This window comes from Actinokineospora pegani (assembly GCF_009745975.1).
Taxonomy (GTDB): domain Bacteria; phylum Actinomycetota; class Actinomycetes; order Mycobacteriales; family Pseudonocardiaceae; genus Actinokineospora; species Actinokineospora pegani.
Genome location: NZ_WHOL01000040.1, coordinates 22,241 through 43,521, shown reverse-complemented (window position 1 = coordinate 43,521; position 21,281 = coordinate 22,241). Strand labels below are relative to the sequence as shown.

At 72.4% G+C, this 21,281-nt stretch carries 22 protein-coding genes and 1 pseudogene; 7 read left to right on the top strand and 16 right to left on the bottom strand.

Translation table 11 applies throughout. From position 1 onward, the window contains the following. Positions 1–540 precede the first annotated feature (540 nt). Complete coding sequence (locus tag GCL84_RS29770) at positions 541–1,680, top strand: YibE/F family protein (RefSeq protein ID WP_156753768.1); 1,140 nt, start codon at positions 541–543, stop codon at positions 1,678–1,680. Here GCL84_RS29770 and GCL84_RS02960 read toward each other — a convergent pair. Beyond that, complete coding sequence (locus GCL84_RS02960; protein WP_156753767.1) at positions 1,652–2,275, bottom strand: hypothetical protein; 624 nt, start codon at positions 2,273–2,275, stop codon at positions 1,652–1,654. The genes GCL84_RS29770 and GCL84_RS02960 overlap by 29 nt on opposite strands. Then, positions 2,275–2,982, bottom strand: coding sequence for an MBL fold metallo-hydrolase (locus GCL84_RS02955; protein ID WP_156753766.1), 708 nt, complete (start codon positions 2,980–2,982; stop codon positions 2,275–2,277). The genes GCL84_RS02960 and GCL84_RS02955 overlap by 1 nt, the downstream gene beginning before the upstream one ends. Before the next feature lie 131 nt (positions 2,983–3,113). Here GCL84_RS02955 and GCL84_RS02950 point away from each other — a divergent pair, with 131 nt between their 5' ends. The 5 genes and pseudogenes from GCL84_RS02950 to GCL84_RS30920 all read left to right on the top strand — a co-directional run. After that, positions 3,114–3,887, top strand: a complete 774-nt coding sequence (locus GCL84_RS02950; RefSeq protein ID WP_156753765.1) for a peptidylprolyl isomerase — start codon at positions 3,114–3,116, stop codon at positions 3,885–3,887. Next, on the top strand, positions 3,884–4,585 hold the full coding sequence (locus GCL84_RS02945) for a peptidylprolyl isomerase (RefSeq protein WP_156753764.1): 702 nt from the start codon (positions 3,884–3,886) through the stop codon (positions 4,583–4,585). Before GCL84_RS02950 ends, GCL84_RS02945 begins: the two co-directional genes overlap by 4 nt. Continuing rightward, positions 4,585–5,298, top strand: a complete 714-nt coding sequence (locus GCL84_RS02940; protein ID WP_156753763.1) for a helix-turn-helix domain-containing protein — start codon at positions 4,585–4,587, stop codon at positions 5,296–5,298. Before GCL84_RS02945 ends, GCL84_RS02940 begins: the two co-directional genes overlap by 1 nt. A 69-nt stretch (positions 5,299–5,367) precedes the next feature. Beyond that, positions 5,368–5,610 (top strand): hypothetical protein, encoded by a 243-nt coding sequence (locus GCL84_RS02935; RefSeq protein WP_156753762.1) that lies wholly within the window; start codon positions 5,368–5,370, stop codon positions 5,608–5,610. Positions 5,611–5,741: 131 nt separating this feature from the next. Beyond that, positions 5,742–5,956, top strand: a pseudogene (locus tag GCL84_RS30920) (IS982 family transposase); the annotation flags it as partial. Between the two features lie 19 nt (positions 5,957–5,975). Here the strand turns inward: GCL84_RS30920 and GCL84_RS02925 are convergent. The 10 genes from GCL84_RS02925 to GCL84_RS02880 form a co-directional block, all read right to left on the bottom strand. Beyond that, positions 5,976–6,866, bottom strand: coding sequence for a hypothetical protein (locus GCL84_RS02925; protein WP_156753761.1), 891 nt, complete (start codon positions 6,864–6,866; stop codon positions 5,976–5,978). Positions 6,867–6,913: 47 nt separating this feature from the next. Next, the gene (locus GCL84_RS02920) at positions 6,914–9,091 is read right to left on the bottom strand and encodes a RelA/SpoT family protein (protein ID WP_407924355.1); all 2,178 of its coding nucleotides are present in this window, start codon (positions 9,089–9,091) and stop codon (positions 6,914–6,916) included. 314 nt (positions 9,092–9,405) lie between these two features. After that, entirely contained in the window at positions 9,406–9,939 is a 534-nt protein-coding gene (locus GCL84_RS02915) for an adenine phosphoribosyltransferase (protein WP_156753760.1), read from the bottom strand. Between the two features lies 1 nt (position 9,940). Continuing rightward, on the bottom strand, positions 9,941–11,152 hold the full coding sequence (gene secF, locus GCL84_RS02910; RefSeq protein WP_156753759.1) for a protein translocase subunit SecF: 1,212 nt from the start codon (positions 11,150–11,152) through the stop codon (positions 9,941–9,943). 1 nt (position 11,153) lies between these two features. Continuing rightward, a complete protein-coding gene (gene secD / locus GCL84_RS02905) occupies positions 11,154–12,965 on the bottom strand; it encodes a protein translocase subunit SecD (protein ID WP_156753758.1) in 1,812 nt (603 codons plus the stop codon). A 197-nt stretch (positions 12,966–13,162) separates the two neighbouring features. Further along, positions 13,163–13,573 (bottom strand): preprotein translocase subunit YajC, encoded by a 411-nt coding sequence (yajC, locus tag GCL84_RS02900; protein ID WP_156753757.1) that lies wholly within the window; start codon positions 13,571–13,573, stop codon positions 13,163–13,165. A 118-nt stretch (positions 13,574–13,691) separates the two neighbouring features. Continuing rightward, positions 13,692–14,753 (bottom strand): Holliday junction branch migration DNA helicase RuvB, encoded by a 1,062-nt coding sequence (ruvB, locus tag GCL84_RS02895; RefSeq protein ID WP_197522983.1) that lies wholly within the window; start codon positions 14,751–14,753, stop codon positions 13,692–13,694. Positions 14,754–14,773: 20 nt separating this feature from the next. Then, a complete protein-coding gene (gene ruvA, locus GCL84_RS02890; RefSeq protein ID WP_156753756.1) occupies positions 14,774–15,376 on the bottom strand; it encodes a Holliday junction branch migration protein RuvA in 603 nt (200 codons plus the stop codon). Next, positions 15,373–16,011: a crossover junction endodeoxyribonuclease RuvC gene (gene ruvC, locus GCL84_RS02885; protein ID WP_156753790.1), complete on the bottom strand. Its 639-nt coding sequence runs from the start codon at positions 16,009–16,011 to the stop codon at positions 15,373–15,375. Before ruvC ends, ruvA begins: the two co-directional genes overlap by 4 nt. Before the next feature lie 53 nt (positions 16,012–16,064). Next, positions 16,065–17,813, bottom strand: coding sequence for a metallophosphoesterase family protein (locus GCL84_RS02880; protein WP_235925952.1), 1,749 nt, complete (start codon positions 17,811–17,813; stop codon positions 16,065–16,067). A gap of 18 nt (positions 17,814–17,831) precedes the next feature. Between GCL84_RS02880 and GCL84_RS02875 the strand changes: the two genes are divergently transcribed. Then, entirely contained in the window at positions 17,832–18,302 is a 471-nt protein-coding gene (locus GCL84_RS02875; protein ID WP_156753754.1) for a cupin domain-containing protein, read from the top strand. Here the strand turns inward: GCL84_RS02875 and GCL84_RS02870 are convergent. From GCL84_RS02870 to GCL84_RS02855, 4 genes are all read right to left on the bottom strand, one after another. Continuing rightward, a complete protein-coding gene (locus GCL84_RS02870) occupies positions 18,256–19,008 on the bottom strand; it encodes an ABC transporter permease (protein ID WP_156753753.1) in 753 nt (250 codons plus the stop codon). The genes GCL84_RS02875 and GCL84_RS02870 overlap by 47 nt on opposite strands. Further along, positions 18,998–19,900 (bottom strand): ABC transporter ATP-binding protein, encoded by a 903-nt coding sequence (locus GCL84_RS02865; RefSeq protein ID WP_156753752.1) that lies wholly within the window; start codon positions 19,898–19,900, stop codon positions 18,998–19,000. Before GCL84_RS02865 ends, GCL84_RS02870 begins: the two co-directional genes overlap by 11 nt. Beyond that, complete coding sequence (locus tag GCL84_RS02860; RefSeq protein ID WP_156753751.1) at positions 19,897–20,409, bottom strand: DUF4262 domain-containing protein; 513 nt, start codon at positions 20,407–20,409, stop codon at positions 19,897–19,899. Before GCL84_RS02860 ends, GCL84_RS02865 begins: the two co-directional genes overlap by 4 nt. Positions 20,410–20,526: 117 nt before the next feature. Then, positions 20,527–21,279 (bottom strand): YebC/PmpR family DNA-binding transcriptional regulator, encoded by a 753-nt coding sequence (locus tag GCL84_RS02855; RefSeq protein ID WP_156753750.1) that lies wholly within the window; start codon positions 21,277–21,279, stop codon positions 20,527–20,529. Positions 21,280–21,281 lie beyond the last annotated feature (2 nt).

The following is a 21,281-nucleotide window of genomic DNA, read 5'->3' as shown; positions in this document are numbered from 1 at the left end:
GGCGCCTGCTGGGACAATGGCCCCGTGGACGACGGGGACACGCAGCCGATTCCGAGGGTCCGGCCCGACCGGTCCCAGCACCCCGACGCGCCGCGACCGGGCCGCCGACGAGCCCCGGAGGACGGCCGCACGGCCGCCTCGGGGCGCCACGGCACCGACCAGCACCCGGTCCCGGACGACCCCGCGCCGCCCCGCCGAACCACGCGTCCAGACCCGGCCGTCGACCCCGGACTCCCCCGGCGCGGACGCCGTGACCCCGGCGACGCCTCCCGGAGGCACCCCGGCACCGGCCAACACCCAGTCCCACCCGACAACCCCGAACCACGACGACGCGACCCCGACGAGACCCCCCAAAGACGCCACCGCACCAGCGAGCACCCAACCCCGGACGACACCGCCTCCCCACGCCGTGCCCGTCGAGAGCCCGGCAGCCACTCGACCCCGGACACCACCCGCACACCCCAGCCAGACCCCGACATCGTCCTCACCGGACACGGGCACGGACACGGACACGGGCCGGCCGCCCCCGTCTCCGACGCCGTGCGCAAGCTGCTGTTCGGCCTGCTCGCCCCGTTCGCGCTCGCCGCCCTCGTCGGCATGGTGGTCCTGTTCCCCACCGGCGACACCCCCACCGCCGTCAACTCCTCGCTGCAGAGCGCGGTCGCGGGTGAGGTCGTCGCCGCGCAGGTGGGGCCGTGCGGGTCGTCCGATGCGGGTGGGGACCGGTGTCTGGTGCTCACGGTGCTCATGTCCGATGGGGACGCCGCGGGCAGCGATGTGCGGACCGTGGTGCCGATCGAGCCGAGCACGCCGCGGTTCGCGGTCGGGGACGACGTGGTCATGTCGTACTCGGGGGGTGATCCGCTCGCCGGGGAGAGCTACCAGGTGGTCGACTTCCAGCGGGGGGCGCCGCTGGCGGTGCTGGCGGCCTTGTTCGCCCTCGCCGTGCTGGTGCTGGGGCGGTGGCAGGGGCTCAAGGCGCTGGTGGGGCTGGTGCTGAGCTTCGTGGTGCTGCTGCTGTTCGTGCTGCCCGCGATCCTGGCCGGGGAGAACCCGCTGTGGGTGGCCGTGGTCGGGTCGGGCGTGATCATGTTCGTGGTGCTGTACCTGACGCACGGGTTGTCGGCGCGGACGTCGACGGCGGTGTTGGGCACGATGGTCAGCCTGGCGCTGATCGGGGTGCTGAGCGCGGTCTTCGCCGCCGTGTCGTCGCTGACCGGGCTGGACGAGGACGCGACGACGCTGGTCGGGACGCTGGGGTACGGGATCGACACGCGCGGGCTGCTGCTGGCGGGCATCGTGATCGGCGCGCTGGGCGTGCTCGACGACGTGACGGTGACCCAGACCAGCGCGGTGTGGGAGCTGCGCGCGGCCAACCCGGGCCTGGGCTGGCGGCAGCTCTACGCGGCCGGGCTGCGGATCGGCCGCGACCACGTGTCCTCGGCGGTGAACACCCTGGTCATGGCGTACGCGGGCGCGGCGCTGCCGGTGCTGCTCTACTCGTCGATCTCCGGGGTGGGGCTGGGCACGATCCTGCAGTCGCAGTCGATCGCCCAGGAGATCGTGCGGACCCTGGTGGGCAGCATCGGCCTGGTGGCGGCCGTCCCGGTCACCACGGCACTGGCCGCGCTGGTCGCGGTCAGGGAGCCGGTCAGTCCAGGGACGCCACGAAGCGCGTGACCGCCTCCGGCTTGAGCCGCTGCGCCAGCCTGCCCGCCGGGGCGACCGACGCGAGCTGGTAGAGCGGGCGGTCCGGGGCGGCCTCGCCCTTGGCCTCGGCGCGCAACTGGGCCACCAGCAGCTCGGAGAACACCAGGCCGGCGGTGTTCTCGCTGGTGGCGAAGATGTCGGCGAGCTTGCGCAGGACCAGGATGCCCAGCTCGCGCCCGCCGGTGCCGGAGTAGACCGCCAGCGACATGCTCACCGAGCGGCGGCCGGAGCCGACCAGGATGCCGATGGTGCGCGCGCCCCGGACGTCGGTGACCAGCAGCTCCAGCCGCTCGGCGGTGACCAGGTCGACCGAGCGGCGGGTGATGGTGCGGGCGACGACGGTGGTGCCCTCCAGCCACACGGTGCGGCTGGCCATCGCCCACACCAGCACGCCGAGCAGCACCGCGACGACGACGAACGCGATCAGCCCGGCGGTCCGCCCGGCGACGAGCCCGGCCAGACCGCCCACGGCGGCGCCGAAGACGAGCACGACGAAGCCGGTGGCGCAGCCCTTGCGCCGGGCGGAGGCGGGCTCGCCGAGGTCGAGCGGGACGCGGTCGGCCATCAGATGCCCTGACCCCGGTGCTTGTGGTCGGAGCCGGGGGCGTCCAGGTCGATCATCCCGGTGAGGAACGGGTTGCTCGCCCGCTCCCGGCCGATGGTGGTCGCACCGCCGTGGCCGGGCAGCACGACGGTCTCGTCGTCGAGGCTGAGCAGCTTGCGCAGCGAGTCGGTCATCCTGGCCATCGACCCGCCGGGCAGGTCGGTGCGGCCGATGGACCCGGCGAACAGGGTGTCGCCCGCGAACAGCAGGTGGTCGCCGTCGGCGGTGTCGTGGCCGAAGACCACCGACCCCTCGGTGTGGCCGGGGGTGTGGGTGACGGTGAGCGTGAGGCCCGCGAGGTCCAGGACGCTGCCGTCGGTCATCTCGCGGACCTGCTTGGGCTCGCGCAGCTCCAGGCCGCCGAAGAACGCGGCCGACTCGCGGCTCAGGCCGCGCAGCGGGTCGCTGAGCATGTACCGGTCGTCGGGGTGGATCCAGGCCGGGATGTCGCTGCCGTCGCAGACCGGGGCGACGGAGTACACGTGGTCGAGGTGGCCGTGGGTGAGCACGGCGGCGACCGGGGTCAGCCGGTGCTTGCGCAGGGCCTCGGCCAACGGCTCCTCAGCGTCCTGACCTGGGTCGACGATGACGCACTGCGCGCCCTCGCCGGGGGCGATGATGAAGCAGTTCGCCTGGAAGGCTCCGGCGGGGAAGCCGACGACCAGCACGGGGAGACCTCCAAGGTGACTGTGTTCTCAAGCGCTTCCCAGCCTATCGGCCGGTACCACCACACTGTTCTTACCGGGGGTGCCCATAGACTGCGCCACTGCCGGAATCGTCAGGTCAGGGAGGGTGCCAGGTGCCGAGCAACGATCAGCGCCGGAAAGCGGCCAAGGCCAAGCTGGAACGCCAGCTCGCCAACAGGGCCGAACGCGCGCGCAAGCGGCGGCTCATCGGTGTGATCAGCACCGTCGTCGGCGTCGTCGTCGTTGTCGGCGTGGTCTACCTCCTGGTCAACATCGGCGGCGACGACGACACCAGCACCGCCGAGCAGGCCACCCCGTCCGGTCCGGGCAACTGCGCCTACCCGGTCACCGAGGGCAAGCCCGCGGCCAAGGAGGCGACCGCCCCGGACCCCGAGCAGGTCAAGACCGAGGGCACCACCCCGGCCACGATCAAGCTCAACGGCAAGGACGTCCCGATCACGCTGGACCAGGCCAAGGCGCCGTGCACCGTGGCCAGCTTCGCCAGCCTGGCGGGCCAGGGCTACTTCGACGGCACCGACTGCCACCGCCTGACCACCGGCGAGAGCCTCAAGGTCCTGCAGTGCGGCGACCCGTCGGGCACCGGTGGCGGCGGCCCCGGCTACTCGTTCGACGACGAGGTCTCCGCGGACCTCACCTACCCGCGCGGCACGCTGGCGATGGCCAACTCCGGCCCGAACACCAACGGCAGCCAGTTCTTCATCGTCTTCGGCGACTCCCAGCTCCCGCCGCAGTACACGGTGTTCGGCACCGTCTCCGAGGACGGCCTCAAGGTCGTCGACGAGGTCGCGGGCCAGGGCGTGGACGGCGGTGCGAGCGACGGCAAGCCTGCCTCGCCCGCCAAGATCGACGCGGTGGCGATCGCATGAGGCTGACCGCCGCCGCACTGGCGCTGGGCGGGCTGCTGCTCGCCGGGTGTGGGAACAGCACGTCGGGCACCGGGTCGACGGACTCGCAGCCCCCCGCGTCGACCACCGCGCCCGCCGCGGCCGAGCCGGGCACCTGCGAGTACGTGGCGGAGGGCTCCTCGGCGGGCAAGGACGTCGGCCGGCCCCCCGCCACCTCCGACGAGCGCCCCGCCTCGGTGACCCTGGCGACCAACCAGGGCGACGTCGCGATCACCCTGGCCGAGAACGCGCCCTGCACGACCCGCAGCTTCGCCCACCTGGCCTCGTCCGGGTACTTCGACGGCACCAAGTGCCACCGGCTCACCACGGCGGGCATCTGGGTGCTGCAGTGCGGCGACCCGACCGCGACGGGCCAGGGCGGCCCCGGGTACGCCATCCCCGACGAGAACCCGACCGACCTCAAGCCCGCCGAGCGCAGCGGCTCGGTCGTCTACCCGGCGGGCACGGTCGCGATGGCCAACGCCGGTCCCAACACCGGTGGCAGCCAGTTCTTCCTGGTCTACCAGGACAGCCCCCTGCCCCCGGACTACGCCGTCTTCGGCACGATGGACGACGCCGGGACCGGCGTCGTCGCCAAGGTCGCGGAGGCGGGCTCCACGCCGGAGCAGGACGGGAAGCCCAACACCGAGGTCACCATCACCACGGCCACGGTCGGCTAATGCCTTATGCCGAGCGACGCCCGTCCCGGGACTCCGGGGCGGGCGTCGCTTGCGTCTGGACCCGGTTCGGCGACACCACCCCGACCCGGGTCCTGCCCGACGCGTGCGCCGACGTCATCTGGCACCGCGAGACCGGTGAGCTGTGGCTTGCGGGCCCGGACACCACCGCGAAGCTGTCCTCCCCGCTCCCGGGCACCCTGGTCGCCATCCGCTACCCCTCGCTGCGGCCCGCCTTCGGCATCCCCGCCTGCGACCTCGTGGATGCCCGCGTCCCCCTGGCCGACCTGCACCCGCGCGCGGGCGAACTCGCCGACCGCCTCGCGCAGACCACGACCACTGCCGACGCCCAGCGGGTGCTGACCAGCGCCCTGCCCGCCCCCGCCGACCCCCTGGCCACCGAACTGCGTCGTCTGGCCACGACGACCGGTGACGTGCGGGGCATGGCCGATCGGCTCAACCGCAGCCCCCGCCAACTCCGGCGGGACTGCCAAGCCGCCTTCGGCTACGGCCCCCGGATGCTGCACCGCGTCCTCCGGTTCAGCGCCGCGGTGTCGCAGGCCCGCACGGGCACGCACTTCGGCGCGATCGCGGCCGATCTCGGCTACGCCGACCAGCCGCACCTGGCCAAGGACGTCCGAGAGTTCGCGGGCGTCTCGCTCTCGACCCTGGTCGGCCGGGGAAACCTGCCAGTTCCACGACAGATCCCCGAGTGAGCTGTTGCGGCCGCGGAAAGATCGTACTGTGGGCGGTCGCAGTGTTCGATCGACGATCTTGGAGATGCGTTGTCCCTGGAAAGAGACCGGCGAGACCTGGAAAGCAAGATCAAGTCACGGGATGGGCACCTCAAGCAGGCCATGGGCCTCCGCGAGGAAATAGCGGCCTTGAACAAGAAAATCGATGGTTGGGAAGGTAAGGCCGCAAAGGACGCGAAGGACATTCTCGACCTGCGGGCCAAAGTCGAGAAGGGTGAGAAGAAGGAGGCGCGCGAGCAAGCCCGAGCCGCGCTGAAGCAGCAGACGCGCTAGTTCTAGATGAGTAAGTCCTCAGTCGGGGCGGTGGTTGGATACGGACGAAGGGTGTCCAGGATCAGTTTGTGAAGACCGACCTAAACACATGCTCGGCACGTTCGCCTACCTGCCACAACAGTCCGGCTACAACAACCCGGCTCGAATGCGCCCGCTCCCGCGAGACGACCAAACGCTCGGAACTGGCCGGGTGGACCGGCTACGGCTACTGCTCGTCGCACGCACGGTTCTTCCGGGGCCTGCGCGCCTGCACCTGGTCTGCACCCTCGCCCTCGCCGCCGCGATCTGGCACAACCGCGCCACCGGCCAACCCATCACCCGATCCCTGATCGCCTACGACCACTGACCGATCACGAATTGCCCATCTAGCCTGCCAGGCGGCCGAAGAGGCGGAGTTGGGCGAGGGTGTCCACTGTGTGCATGCCTGCCCATTCGAGTTCCGTCACCGGGGTCCACGTCGGCCAGTCGACGCGCCAGCTGCCGTCTTCGCGCTGGGCGGTGACCAGGTGGTCGAGGGAGTGCTCGAACTCCTCGTCGGTGAACCAGTGGCGGGCGAGGCTGTCCGGGGTCACCGCGTAGTCGTGGGGGTGTTTGACCTCGTCGGCGGCGTAGCCGTCGGCGGGGGCGCCGGAATCGCCCACGCGGACGTGGCCGCTGTCGCGGACCAAGGCGCCGAGGCGGCGGGCCAGGGGCTCGGCGCGGTCGCGGTCCGGGGTGGAGTCCAGGAAGCGGATGGCGCCCATCGCCTCGTAGGGGTGGGTGGCGGTGATCGACTCGAGGCGGGGCCAGCAGAACTCGGCGGCCCGGTCGAGCCAGGGGTGGGTGACGCCCGCCCGCCACAGGGCGCCCGCGAGGTTCGCGGTGGTCAGCAGCTCGCCGGTGTACTCGTCGGCGATCTGCCACCACGGCGCGCGCGGGTAGTCCGCGGCGTTCGGGTGGACGAACGGCAGGCCGCCGTCGGGGGCGGTGATGGAGTCCAGGTAGTCGGCCACACCGTCCGGGGCGGCGCCCGTCTCGTGCAGGACGTGCAGGGCCGTCAACGTGGTGATCGGCTGGCTGCCCGGGCCGCGGCCGTCGGGCTCGAGGGCGTGCCCGTACCCGCCGTCGGGGTTGCGGTACGCGGCCAGGGCGGCCAGCACCGGGGCGGCCGGGCCGTCGGCGAACAGGTGGGCGTGGCGGTGGCGGTCGAGGACGCGCGCGGCGGACCACACGAACGTCTCGGCGCGGGCGAAGGACTCGGGGCTGACTGTCTGCACGCGGACCACGCTAGGGCCGGGCCCGGCGCGCGTCTTGGCGAAAACGGTCAGGACCCCGACGTCACCCGGTACACGTCGTAGACGCCCTCCACGCTGCGCACGACCTTGAGGACGTGGCCGAGGTGCTTGGGGTCGCCCATCTCGAAGGAGAAGCGGGACACCGCCACCCGGTCGCGGGAGGTCTGCACCGAGGCGGAGAGGATGTTGACCCGCTCGTCGGCCAGCACCTTCGTCACGTCGGACAGCAGCCGGTGCCGGTCGAGGGCCTCCACCTGGATGGCGACCAGGAACACCGACGACTCCGAGGGCGCCCACTCGACCTCCAGCAGCCGCTCGGGCGACTGGAGCAGCTCGTCGGCGTTGGTGCAGTCGGTGCGGTGCACGCTGACCCCGCCGCCTCGGGTGACGAAGCCCAGGATGTCGTCGCCGGGGACCGGGGTGCAGCACCGGGCCAGCTTGATCCACACGTCCGAGGCGTCCTTGACGATCACGCCCGCGTCGCCGGAGCCGCGGCGGCGGGTGATCGTGGACGGGGTGGAGCGCTCGGCGAGCTCTTCCTCCGCGTGGTCGACCCCGCCGAGCAGGGCGACCAGGCGCTGCACGACGTGCCGGGCGGAGGTGTGCCCCTCCCCCACCGCCGCGTACAGGGAGCTGACCTCCGGGTAGCGCAGCTCGCGGGCCAGCGCGGTCACCGAGTCGGCGGAGACCAGGCGCTGCATCGGCAGGCCGACCCGGCGCACCTCCTTGGCGATGGCGTCCTTGCCCGCCTCGATCGCCTCTTCCTTGCGCTCCTTGGCGAACCACTGCTTGATCTTGGCGCGGGCGCGCGGCGAGGCGGCGAAGGCCAGCCAGTCCCGGGACGGCCCGGCGCCCTCGGCCTTGGAGGTGAAGATCTCGACGACGTCGCCGTTCTCCAGCTTGCGCTCGAGGGCGACCAGCCTGCCGTTGACCCGGGCGCCGATGCAGCGGTGGCCGACCTCGGTGTGCACGGCGTAGGCGAAGTCGACCGGGGTCGACCCGGCGGGCAGCGTCTCCACGTCGCCCTTGGGGGTGAAGACGAAGATCTCCCTGGTGGCCAGGTCGTAGCGCAGCGACTCCAGGAACTCGCCCGGGTCCGCCGCCTCCCGCTGCCAGTCCAGGAGCTGGCGCATCCACGCCATCTCGTCGACCTCGGGCCCGGTGTGGGTCCCCTTGGTCTCCTTGTACCGCCAGTGCGCGGCGATGCCGTACTCGGCGGTGCGGTGCATCTCGTGCGTGCGGATCTGCACCTCCAGCGGCTTGCCGTCCGGGCCGATCACCGTCGTGTGCAGCGACTGGTAGACGCCGAAGCGCGGCTGGGCGATGTAGTCCTTGAACCGGCCGGGCATCGGCTGCCACAGCGCGTGCACGACGCCCATCGCCGCGTAGCAGTCGCGCACGTCGTCGACCAGGATGCGCACCCCGACCAGGTCGTGGATGTCGTCGAAGTCGCGGCCGCGCACGATCATCTTCTGGTGGATCGAGTAGTAGTGCTTGGGCCTGCCCTCGACCCGCGCGTCGATCCGCGAGCTCTCCAGGTTGGACCCCAGCTCGCCGACGACCTTCTGCAGGTAGGTGTCGCGCGAGGGCGCCCGGTTGGCCACCAGGCGCACGATCTCGTCGTACTTCTTGGGCTGCAGGATGGCGAACGCCAGGTCCTCCAGCTCCCACTTGACCGTGGCCATGCCCAGCCGGTGCGCCAGCGGGGCGAGCACCTCGAGGGTCTCGCGGGCCTTCTTGGCCTGCTTCTCCGGCGGCAGGAAGCGCATCGTGCGCATGTTGTGCAGCCGGTCGGCCAGCTTGATCACCAGCACCCGGGGGTCGCGGGCCATGGCGATGACCATCTTGCGGATGGTCTCGGCCTCGGCGGCGGTGCCGAGCTGCACCTTGTCCAGCTTGGTGACGCCGTCGACCAGGTGCGCGACCTCCTCGCCGAAGTCCTCGGTGAGCGCGTCGATGGAGTACTCGGTGTCCTCGACGGTGTCGTGCAGCAGGGCGGCCACGAGGGTGGTGGTGTCCATGCCCAGCTCGGCCAGGATCGTGGACACGGCCAGCGGGTGGGTGATGTAGGGGTCGCCGGACTTGCGCTTCTGCGCGCGGTGCTTCTCCTCGGCGACGTCGTAGGCGCGCTGCAGCAGCGCCAGGTCGGCCTTGGGGTGCAGTTCGCGGTGGACCGCGGCCAGCGGTTCGAGGACCTGCTTGACCACGGCGGGGCGCTGGGCGGTGATGCGCCGGGCGAGCCTGGCCCGCACCCGGCGGGTGGCCGAGGGCTGCCGACCCGCGGGGGTGGGCGCCGCCTCGGCGGCGCCCGGTGCGGCGGGACTCGTGTCCACGTGGTGGGTCAAGCCAGCTCCCGGCGCACTCTCGGTGTCCGGGTCACGGGTGTGGCCCGGACACCGAGAATAACTCCGCCGCGGCCGCGGCAGGCGCTTCGGGGCGGTGAACTGCCCACTTGGGACGTCGAAGGGTCACACCTGAGCAGCGGGGACGAAGCACGGCCCCGCGTCGAGCGGCATCTTGCTCACACGGTGACAAGGGCGTTGCAGACCGCGCCCGCGGGCAGCCGCGCACGGCCGCCGAGCGCGCCCAGCTCCAGCACCACCGCCACGGCGGCGGTGCGCGCGCCCGCCTCCTCGACCAGTCCCGCCGTGGCCGCCACGGTGCCGCCGGTGGCCAGCACGTCGTCGACGATGACCACCGAGGCGCCCGCCGCCAGCGTGGCGGCGGGCAGCTCCAGCGTGGCGGTCCCGTACTCCAGGGCGTAGGTGGCGCTGGCGGCGACCGCGGGCAGCTTGCCCGGCTTGCGCACGGTGACCAGGCCCAGGCCGGTGGCCTGGGCCATCGCCGCGCCGAAGAGGAACCCGCGGGCCTCGATGGCCACGATCGCGGTCACCTCGGCGGGCAGGCCCGCGACCAGGGCGGCGGTGACCGCCCGGAACGCGGGTCCGTCGGCCAGCACCGGTGTGAGGTCGCGGAAGACGATCCCCGGCTCCGGGAAGTCGGGGACCTCCCGGACCAGGGCCAGCGCCTCGTCGGTGGTCACGCTGTCGGTCATGTCAGCGCTTGCGCTTGCCGGTCGGGCGGTTCGCCGCGACCCGGCGCGCGTCGCTGGCCTTGGGGATGCGCCCGGGGACGGTGCTCGCGTAGGCGTTCTCCCGGCGCGGCTCGTCGTCGCCCTCGGCGGTCTGCTCGCCGCCCGCGGCCCGGCGGGCGGCCGTCACGCGGCGCTGCCGGACCTTCTCCGCCTGCTGGCGGTACCTGGACTCGGTGAGCTTGAGGTCGACCAGGAACGGCGTCGCCAGGAAGATCGACGACAGCACACCGGCGATCATGCCGGTCATCTGCACCAGCGCGAGGTCGCCCAGGGTGCCGACGCCGAGCAGGCCGACGCCGACCACGAGCAGGCCGATCACCGGCAGCAGCGCGATGACCGAGGTGTTGATCGAGCGCATCAGCGTCTGGTTCAGCGCCAGGTTGGCCGCCTCGGCGTAGGTGCGCCTGGTCAGGCCGAGGATGCCACGGGTGTTCTCCTTGACCTTGTCGAACACGACGACCGTGTCGTAGAGGGAGAACCCGAGGATCGTGAGCAGGCCGATGACCGTCGCCGGGGTGACCTCCAAGCCGATGATCGAGTAGATGCCCATGGTGACCACGATGTCGTGGACGAGCGCGCCGAGCGCGGCCAGCGCCATCCACTTCTCGAAGTACAGCGCGAGGAAGACCGTCACCAGCGCGATGAACACGGCCAGCGCGATCAGCGCCTGGCGGGAGATCTCGCTGCCCCAGGTGCCCGAGACGGCCGAGTCGCTGATCTGGCCGACACCGGTGCCGCCGTCGGCGGACACCGGCCTGAGCTCGTTGGCCAGGGCGGCCTTCACCAGCGCCACCTGGTTGTTGTCCAGGGTCTCGGACTTGACCTGGATGGTCGCGCCGCCGCCGGTGCCGACCGACTGCACCGACGCGGCGGGCTGGCCCGCGGCGGTGTTGAACACGCGCTCGACCTCGGTCACCTCGATGACCTGGCCGGTCTCGCTCTGGGCGGGCATCGACAGCCGGGTGCCGCCCTCGAAGTCGATGCCGAGGTTGAACCCGCGCAGCGCCATCGACAGCACGCAGACCAGCATCAGCACGCCGAAGAGCATGTACCAGCGCTTGCGGCTGCCGACGATGTCGAACGCGCCGTTGCCGACGTAGAGCCGCTCGAAGACGCTGGCCTTGGTGGCACTGGCCCGGTCAGCGTGCTTCTCGGTTCCCTGGGGAGAGGACACGTCACACTTCCTTCGGGGCCGCTGCGCCCGCGGCCTTGGTCGCCCGCGTCGCGGCGGCGGAGTGGTGCGCCGCACCGAGGCCGGAGAGCTTCGAGTTGGACAGGAACTTCGACTTGGAGGCCAGCACCACCAGCGGGTGCGTCACCAGGAACACGACGATGAGGTCGAGCACCGTGGACATGCCCAGGGTGAACGCGAAGCCCTTGACCTGGCCGACGGCCAGCACGTAGAGCACGGCCGAGGCCAGGAAGCTGATGGCGTCGGCGGACAGGATCGTGCGCCGCGACCGGACCCACGCCCGCGGCACGGCCGAGCGGAACGTGCGGCCCTCGCGGATCTCGTCCTTGATCCGCTCGAAGAAGATGACGAACGAGTCAGCGGTGATGCCGATGGCGATGATGAAGCCCGCGATGCCCGCGAGGTCGAGGGTGAACCCGATCCACCGGCCGAGCAGCACCAGGAAGGCGTAGACCACGCCCGCCGAGAGCACCAGCGAGAGGATGGTCAGCACGCCGAGCAGGCGGTAGTAGAGCAGGCAGTAGATGAACACCAGCGCCAGGCCGATGCCGCCCGCGATCAGGCCCGCCTCCAGCGAGGCCAGGCCCAGCGTCGCCGACACCGTCTCGGCCTCCGAGGCCTCGAAGGACAGCGGCAGCGAGCCGAACTTGAGCACGTTGGCCAGCTTGGTGGCCTCGGCGTTGGTGAACCCGCCCTGGCCGCCGGTGATCGTGGTGTCGCCCGCGATGGCGCCCTGGATGGTGGGCGCGGACACGACCTGGGTGTCGAGGACGAACGCGGCGCGCTCTTGGACGTGGTCGCGGGTGTAGTTCGCCCACACGTCCTGGCCCGCGGACTTGAAGCTCACGGTGACCAGGTAGCCCGCGCCCTGCGAGTCCGGGTTGGCGTTGGCGTCGCTGATCTCGGTGCCCTCAAGGAACGACGGACCGAGGATGAAGACCTCCGCGCCCTCCTGGTCGCAGGCGGCCAGCGGCAGCGTCGGGTCGTCGTGGCCGACCAGCGGGTCGATCTGGCCGGGGCCGCAGGTCAGCACGCTCATGACGGCCTGCTGCAGCGCCTGGTCGGCCTGCGAGCCGTCGGCGGGCGCCAGCCTGGGGTCCTGCCTGCACTTCTTGCCCTCGCTGATGAGGTTGCCGTTCTCCTCAGCGGTCAACGGCGTGTTCGGGTCGCTGTTCTGGACGGACAGCCGCACGTACTCCTTGCAGGTCTCCGGGGCGGCGGCCACGCGCGGGTCCTCGCCCTGGCCCGCGGCGGGCTGGTCCGCGGGCGGCGGGGCGGGGGTGGAGGGCTGGTCCTGCGCCAGGTTCGGCGCGGGGCGGCCCTGCGGGGTCGCGGGCGCGTCACTCGCCCCGGCCGAGGGCGGCGCGGCGGGGGGCTGCGTGGGCTGCGGCTGCTGGGGCTGCTGGGGCTGCTGGAGCGCCGCTGCCTGCACGACCGGGCGGAAGCGCAACTGCGCGGTCTGCCCGAGGTCCTTGGCCCGCTCGCCGTTCGTGCCGGGGACGGTGATCACCAGGTTGTTGCCGTCGAGGACCACCTCGGCGCCGCTGACACCGGTGTTGTTGACCCGGGTCTCGATGAGCTGGCGCGAGAGCTCGAGCGACTCCTGGCTGGGCGGCTCGCCGGTCTCGGTCCGGGCGGTCAGGCTGACCCGGGTGCCACCCTGCAGGTCGATGCCCAGTTTGGGCTCGGCCTTGCGGTCGCCGGTCGCGAAGACCAGGGCGTAAAGGATGGCGACGATTGCTACGAAGAACGCCAGATAGCGCCCTGGGCGGATCTGCCCAACCGGTGGTGCCACGGTCGGTCCGTCTCCTCGGCTCGCTCGTGTGCGCACGGAACTGCGTGCGCGCCGCGATGTGTGGTCATGACGCTGCGCCCACACCCGGATGACACATGTGGGTGAGGGCGCAGCGTACCTGGTGCGAAGTTAACCCAGTGTTGCGCGGCTCACTGTCCGCCCACTACCGGGGGCGGACAGTGACGAGCCCCTGGGTGTCAGTTCTTGCCGTGCTCGAGCGGCGGGGCCACCTGAGCGGTCGACGCCGAGGACGAGCCGGTCGCGGAGGCGGTGCGCTCCTCGCGGTCGTCGGCGTCGACGTCGGTGTCGGCGGTGTCGATGTCGTCATCGTCCTCGTCGAGCAGGTCCGGGCCGACCTTCTCGCGCACGGCCTGGCGCAGCCACGTGGTCTCGACACCCGGGGCGATCTCGATGCCGATCGTGGCGTCGTCGGAGATGTCGGACACGGTGCCGTACAGGCCGGAGGTGGTCATGACCCGGTCGCCGACGTCGAGCGAGTTCTGCAGCTCCTGCTGCTGGGCGACCATCTTCTTCTGCTTGCGGGAGCCGATGACCAGCGGGATCGCGAGCGCGGCGACGAGCAGCAGCGGCAGTAGGGCTTGGTTCATGTCTCTCCGTCCGGGAACCGTTCCCGATGCGGGAAAAGTCCGATTGTTCGGGTTTGTTGGACCCAAGTCTGCCAGGTGCGGAAGTCCCAGGACCCCGGGGTCGGCAGCGTGCGAGCGGTCACTCGTCGAACAGGGTAGGCGCAGCCCAGCCCGGCGCGTCGCTGGGGGCGGGCAGGCCGAGGTGCGTCCACGCCAGCGCGGTCGCCACCCGGCCGCGCGGGGTGCGCGCGAGCATCCCCGCGCGCACCAGGTAGGGCTCGCAGACCTCCTCGACGGTGGTGGGCTCCTCGCCCACCGCCACGGCGAGGGTGGCGACGCCGACCGGGCCGCCGCCGAAGGAGCGGACCAGGGCGCCGAGCACCGCGCGGTCGAGCCGGTCGAGGCCGAGGTCGTCGACGTCGTAGACCTCCAGGGCGGCGCGCGCGGTCGGCACGTCGACGCGGCCGTCGCCGCGGACCTCGGCGTAGTCGCGGACCCGGCGCAGCAGCCGGTTGGCGATGCGCGGGGTGCCCCGGGAGCGGCCCGCGATCTCGGCGGCGCCGTCGTCGAGCAGGTCGATGCCGAGGATCGTCGCGGAGCGGCGCAGCACCAGCTCCAGCTCCTCGGCGGTGTAGAACTCCATGTGCGCGGTGAAGCCGAAGCGGTCGCGCAGCGGCCCGGTCAGCGAGCCCGCCCGGGTGGTCGCCCCGACCAGGGTGAACGGGGCGATCTCCAGCGGGATGCTGGTGGCCCCCGGCCCCTTGCCGACCACGACGTCGACCCGGAAGTCCTCCATGGCCAGGTAGAGCATCTCCTCGGCGGGGCGGGCGATGCGGTGGATCTCGTCGATGAACATGACCTCGCCCTCGCCGAGGTTGCTCAGCATCGCGGCGAGGTCGCCCGCGCGCTCCAGCGCCGGGCCGGAGGTGATCCGGATGGGCCTGCCCAGCTCAGCGGCGATGATCATGGCCAGGCTGGTCTTGCCCAGGCCGGGCGGGCCGGACAGCAGCACGTGGTCGGGCGGGGAGCCGCGCCGCTGGGCGCCCTGCAGCACCAGTTGGAGCTGCTCGCGGACCCGGGGCTGGCCGACGAACTCGTCGAGCAGCCGGGGCCGCAGGGTGGTCTCGTCGTCGCGCTCGGCGGGCTCGGCCACCGGGGAGAGCTGCGAGTCGGCCCAGTCCTGCTCGTCGAGCGCGCCCAGGTCGTCGCCGAGGTGCTCGGTCACCGCTTGGGCCCGAGCGCGGCGAGGGCCTGGCGGAGCACGGCCGAGGTCGGCGCGCCCGCGTTCTCCGCGTGCGCGAGCACCCGGTCGACGGCCTGCTCGGCCTGCTTGACCGGGAAGCCGAGGCCGGTGAGCGCCTCGACGACCGACCCGCGCACGGCGGACGCGCTGGGCGCGGCCGGGGCGGCGTCGGCGGGGACCACGGCGTCGACCTTGTCCCGCAGCTCGATGATCAGCCGCTCGGCGCCCTTGCGGCCGATGCCGGGCACCTGGGTCAGGGTGGAGATGTTGCCGTCGGCCAGGGCGTGGCGCAGTTGCGCGGGCTCCAGCACGGCCAGGGTGGCCAGGGCGAGCCGGGGGCCGATGCCGGAGACGGTCTGCAGCAGCCAGAACAGGTCGCGGGCGGCGGTGTCGGCGAAGCCGAACAGGGTCAGCGAGTCCTCGCGGACGACCAGCGCGGTCGACAGCGCCGCCTCGTCGCCGCGGCGCAGGGTGGCCAGCGTGTGCGGGGTGGCCTGCACGGCGAGCCCGACCCCGCCCACCTCCACGACGGCGTGGTCGAGACCGATGGACGCCACGGTCCCCCGCACCGATGAGATCACTCCGCCACCGTCCTGCTCGTGGATGCCGCTGCGCTTGCCTTGCCCTGTGTTGCCTTGCCTTGGGCGGCCCGCTTGGTCCGCTGCGCCGCCGCGGCCAGCCTCGCACGGTGCGCCTTGGCCAGCTCCGCCGCCCTCGCCTCGGCCGCGGCCATCCGGTTGCGCACCGGGGCCCGCCACAGGTGGCAGATGGCCAGCGCCAGCGCGTCCGCGGCGTCGGCGGGCTTGGGCGCCTCGGTGAGCCGGAGCAGCTTGGTCACCATCATCGTGACCTGCGCCTTGTCCGCGCGGCCGGACCCGGTGACGGCGGCCTTGACCTCGCTGGGGGTGTGGAACATGACCGGCAGGCCGCGGCGGGCGGCGGCCAGCGCGACCACCCCGGCGGCCTGCGCGGTGCCCATGGCGGTGCGCACGTTGTGCTGGCTGAACACCCGCTCGATGGCGACCACGTCCGGGCGGTGGCGGTCCAGCCAGGCCTCGACGCCGTCGGAGACCTTGAGCAGCCGGACCGCCAGGTCGTCCTCGACCGGGGTGCGGATGACGTCGACCGCGACGGCGCGCACCGCCTGGCCCGTGCCGCCGTCGACGACCGCGATCCCGAGCCTGGTCAGGCCGGGGTCGACACCCAGGACGCGCACGCCGCTCCCCTCGTGGCCGATCTCTGCGAACACTCGTTCGAGGAGCTTAGGGGTCAGCCCGCGGCGGGCCGCGCAGACACGCGGGGCACGGTGACCGGCGCCTCGATCAGCCGGGGCCGCAGCGGCCGGGACGGGGTCAGCCACGGCTCGTGCGCCGCGCCGCCGGGGTCGGCCCGCCAGCGGCGGCCGACGCGGTCGAGGCCGACGGGGTGGACGGTGAGGTCGCCGTCCGCGGAGATGCGCAGCCGCAGGAAGCCCTTGTAGTGCTCGATGCTCTGGCCCGCCATGACCTCGTTGAGGTTGATGCCGAAGCGGGAGGCGACCATCAGGTAGAGGGCGACGAGCTCGGCGTCGAGGAACCCGATGACCACCGGCGTGCCGACCAGCACGATCGCCAGCGTCGCCCAGTCGTCGACCACCCCGCGCGGCAGGACGGTCGTGTAGAGCCAGATGACGACGAACGACCAGCCCACGCTGAGCCCGATGTGCGCCAGGGCGTGCAGGACCCCGGCCCAGGTCGCCGTGCCGCCGCCGTGGAACCGCTCGATCTTGGCGAACGCCGTCCCGCCCAGCAGCAGCACCACGGCGACGATGAGCGCGGGGGTCCAGGAGGCGACCATGCCGAAGAAGCCCTTGTCCCGCTGCTCGCCCAGGGTCTCGACGAGCCCGTAGAGCACCGCGAGGGTCATGACCGTCTGCAGGACGCCGGTGAGGCCCCAGAACCCGGGGTTGCGCAGCGGCAGCCGGAAGATGCCCGCGGCGAACGCCTCCGAGGTCAGCCGCTTGGGGTAGCGGGCGGCCAGGGCGTACTCGGCGGTCGGGGACTTGTCGCGCATCCGCGACTTCGGCGGCGGCAGCACCAGGTCGCGCGGCAGCTCGTGGGTGGCGGAGAGGTAGGCGCCGCCGATGCCCGCGGTGATCCGCTGCCGGTCGCCGCCGGTCTCGGCGTAGCGGGCGTAGTGGTGCTTGTCGCCCGAGAGCATGACCCGCACCTCGGCGCCGCGCGGGCGGACGACCTCCCGGTCGAAGAAGTCGATCGTGTCGTACTTCTCGACCTCGTGGCCGGACCCGGCCGCCACCCACACCGGGGTGGGCGTGCACAGGATGACGCCGTCACCGGGCCGCATCTCCTGGGAGATCGAGCGGAAGTACTCCAACTGCGGGCCGTCGATGTAGTCGTCGAACTGGGTGTCGATCGCGCACAGCCACCACCGGTGGGGCAACTGGACGGCGAAGTAGGACCGCGTCTGCGCCGTCTCCCAGCCGCCGAAGGCCCGCTTCTGGGCGAAGACGCGCAGGAAGGAGGTCAGGCCGTCGTACCAGTCGTGGTTGCCCGGCAGGGCGAACAGGGTGGGCGACTCGCCGCGCGCCTCGGGCAGCGCGGCCCGGTAGACGCCCTTGGTCCGGTCCTCGTAGGCGCGGGTCGACGCCGACGGGTAGACCTGGTCACCGCCCATGACCAGCAGCCGCCCGCGCGGCAGCGGCCCGGCGTCGGGGAGGTCCAGCTCCTCGGCCGCCAGCAGCGAGGCCACCGAGTAGGTCGCGTCGAACCCGTCGCCGAGGTCGGCGACGTAGTCGAGCCAGAACGCCCCGTCGTCGTCGGCGTCGGGGAAGCGGTGGACCTCGGCGGGCAGGGAGCCCTGCAGCTCCCGCTTGTCGGCGTAGGACCCGAAGATCGATGCGATGACGGACTGGATGCCGGTGGTGACCAGCACCTTCGGCGCCAGCCAGCGCACCGCCTCCTGCGGCTGGAAGCCGAGTTGCTCCTCCGACATGTCCCGGGGACGCGGTGCGCTGCTCATGTCAGCCATGATCGCGCAATGACCGTGGAGCAGATCAAGACGGCACTCGGGTTGACCCCGCTGCCGGTCGAGGGCGGGCTGTGGTCGCAGTCCTGGCGCGACGAGGCGTTCTCGGCCATCTACTACCTGCTGCGGGCCCCGGAGTTCTCCGCCTGGCACCGCCTGGACCACCCCGAGCTGTACGCCTACCACGCCGGTTCGCCGCTGGTGCTGCGCCAGATCGACCCGGACGGCCGCCTCACCACCACGGTCCTGGGCCTGGACTTCGCGGCGGGCCAGCGCCCGCAGGCCGTGGTCCCCGCTGGGGTGTGGCAGGCCTCGGAGACCGCCGACTGGTCGTTGGTCGGCACGGTGGTCGTCCCGCCCTACACCGACTCGACGGTCCACTTCCCGGAGGACCTGGTCGCGCGGTTCCCCCAGCACGGGGGCGTGATCTCGCGGCTCAGCCCTGGCGCCAGGGCAGGCGGGCGCCGACCCACCACAGGCTGAGCGCGCAGACGCCCGCGAGCACCGCGAGGTCGAGGGCGAGGCGGGCGGTGACCGGCCCGGCCAGCACCTGCCGGACGGCGGAGGCGGCGTAGGTGGCCGGGCTGAGGTGGCTGGTGGCCAGCACCCAGCCCGGGAGCCTGCTCGCCGGGATGAGCACCGGTCCGAGGAACACCAGCACCAGGCTGACCAGCACGCTCACCGAGCCCGCGGCCTCCGGGGTGCGCGCGGTGATGCCGACGATCGCGCCGATCCCGGCCAGCGGCAGCGCGCACAGCGGCAGCACCAGCACCGCCCAGGGGCTCAGCGACAGCGGCACGCCCAGCACCAGCGCCCCGAGCGCCGCCGTCACCACGACCGAGGGCAGCGACAGGGCGAAGAACGCGGCCACGGTGGCGACCACGAGCAGGTGGCGGCGCACCGGCAGGGTCGCGAGGAAGTCCAGGGTGCCCATGGCCTTCATGTAGGCGAAGTTCGAGGCCACGTTGTTCTGGTTCTGGAACATCAGCGACAGCACCACGCTGCCGCACAGCACCGCCGTGACGTCGTCGCTGCCCCGGTCCGCCATCGCGCCGAAGGACAGGGTCATGAGCACCGGCATGAGCACACCGGTGAGCACCATCGACGTCCACGCCCAGCGCAGGTTCGAGAACTGGATGAGCACGAGGTCGAGCAGTTGCTCCCGTGCTGGCAGGGCTTCAGGCGGCATAGTGCAGGTACAGGTCCTCGAGGGTGGTCGAGCTGAGCCGGATGTCGGTCGTCGCGGGGTCGAGGCGGGCGACGAGCGCGCCCGCGTCGGCGTGGTCGAGCAGCAGCAGCCACCGCCCCTCCCCCGCCTCCCGGGGCGTCACGCCCGCGGGCAGGGCAGGCGGGTCGCCCGGTGGGAAGGCCAGCTCCACCCGCAGCGAGCCCTCGATGCCCCGGCGCAGCTCGGCGGGGGTGCCGATGGCGGTGAACCGGCCCCGGCGCAGGATGCCGACGCGCTGGATGGCCTTCTCCGCCTCCACGGCGTCGTGGGTGACCAGCACGATGGTCGTGCCCAGCTCGGCGTTGCGCTGCCGCAGCACCGACCAGACGTGCTTGCGGCGCACCGGGTCCAGGTCGTTGGTCGGCTCGTCGAGGATGAGCACGGGCCGCCTGCCCGCCATCGCCACGGCGAGCTGGAGCAGCCTGCGCTGCCCGCCGGACAGCCGTGCCGAGGAGCGCCCCGCCACCTCGTCGACACCCCAGAGGCCGAGCAGCTCGTCGCGCTCGCGCCGCGCGTCCCGGCGCGACAGGCCGCGCAGGTGGGCGGCGAAGTAGACGGACTCGGCGGCGGTGAGCCGGTTGAGCGCGGCGCTGCTCTGCGGCATGTACCCGACCTTGCGCGAGACCAGCCCGGGGTCGGTGGCGACGTCGACGCCGAACAGCGCCACCCGGCCCGAGGTCGGGCGCAGCAAGGTGACCAGTTGCCGGACGACGGTCGACTTGCCCGCCCCGTTGTCGCCGAGCAGGCCGAACACCTCGCCCTCGGCGATGGTGAACGACACCGCGTCCACGGCGGGCCGGTCCTGGCCGGGGTAGGTCAGGACCAGGTCCTCGACGGAGTACGCGGGCGTCACGGCCCGTCGACCCCCGGGCGCCAGCTCTCGGGCAGCCCGCTGTCGGTGAGCACCGGCTGCCAGTCGCGGAAGCCGTCGGGGGCGTCGGCGTGCCAGGGGAAGTGGCCGTCGGGGGTGGCGACGATGAGCTGGAGGGCGGGGAACTGGCCGGAGGGGTAGACCAGCAGCGCGCTGCCCAGGTACTCCGGGTAGAAGGCGTGGTCGACCCGCTCGACGACGACCGGGGTGCCGTCGAAGAAGTCCAGGTAGGGCAGTCCGGGGAAGAACCGCTCCCCCGCGGCGACGCGGCGGACGTAGAGCTCGATCAGGCCGCGGGCGATGTCCTGCGGGATGCCGACCACGACGGCCTCGGGCGCGCCGTGCACCCGCCAGGCGCCCACGGAGAACGTGTAGCCCGCGCCGAACTCGTCGTCGCCGACCTCGACCACGGCGTGGCCCTCGGTCTGGCAGGTGGCCAGCAGCCAGTCGCGCAGGCGGGCCTCGTCCTCGGAGATCTCGTCGAGGGACATCGTCGGCTCCTCTTGGGATCAGCACAGTGGGGACTGGTGGGAACACGGGAGGCCCGGGGCGAACCCCGGGCCTCCCATAAGACCAGAAAACCGCGCACTGGTCAGCCGATCGTGTCCTTATGCGTCGACCTCGGCCATGACCTCGTCGCTCACATCGAAGTTCGCGTAGACGTTCTGCACGTCGTCGCAGTCCTCGAGGGCGTCGATGAGCTTGAAGACCTTGCGCGCGCCCTCGGCGTCGAGGGCGACGGTGAGGGTGGGCAGGAAGCTGGCGTCGGCGGACTCGTAGTCGTAGCCCGCCTCCTGCAGCGCCTTGCGCACGGCGACCATGTCGGTGGCCTCGGAGATGATCTCGTAGCTGTCGCCGAGGTCGTTGACCTCCTCGGCGCCCGCGTCGAGCACGGCCATGAGCACGTCGTCCTCGGACAGGTCGCCCTTGCCCATCACGACGACGCCCTTGCGGTTGAACATGTAGGCGACCGAGCCGGGGTCGGCCATCGAGCCGCCGTTGCGGCTCATCGCGGTGCGGACCTCGCTGGCGGCGCGGTTGCGGTTGTCGGTCAGGCACTCGATCAGGACCGCGACGCCGTTGCTGCCGTAGCCCTCGTACATGATCGTCTGCCAGTCGGCGCCGCCCGCCTCCTCGCCGCCGCCGCGCTTGCGGGCGCGCTCGATGTTGTCGAGCGGGACCGAGTTCTTCTTCGCCTTGAGGATGGCGTCGAACAGCGTGGGGTTGCCGTCCGGGTCACCGCCACCGGTGCGCGCGGCGACCTCGACGTTCTTGATCAGCTTCGCGAAGAGCTTGCCACGCTTGGCGTCGAGGGCGGCCTTCTTGTGCTTGGTTGTCGCCCACTTGGAGTGGCCGCTCATCT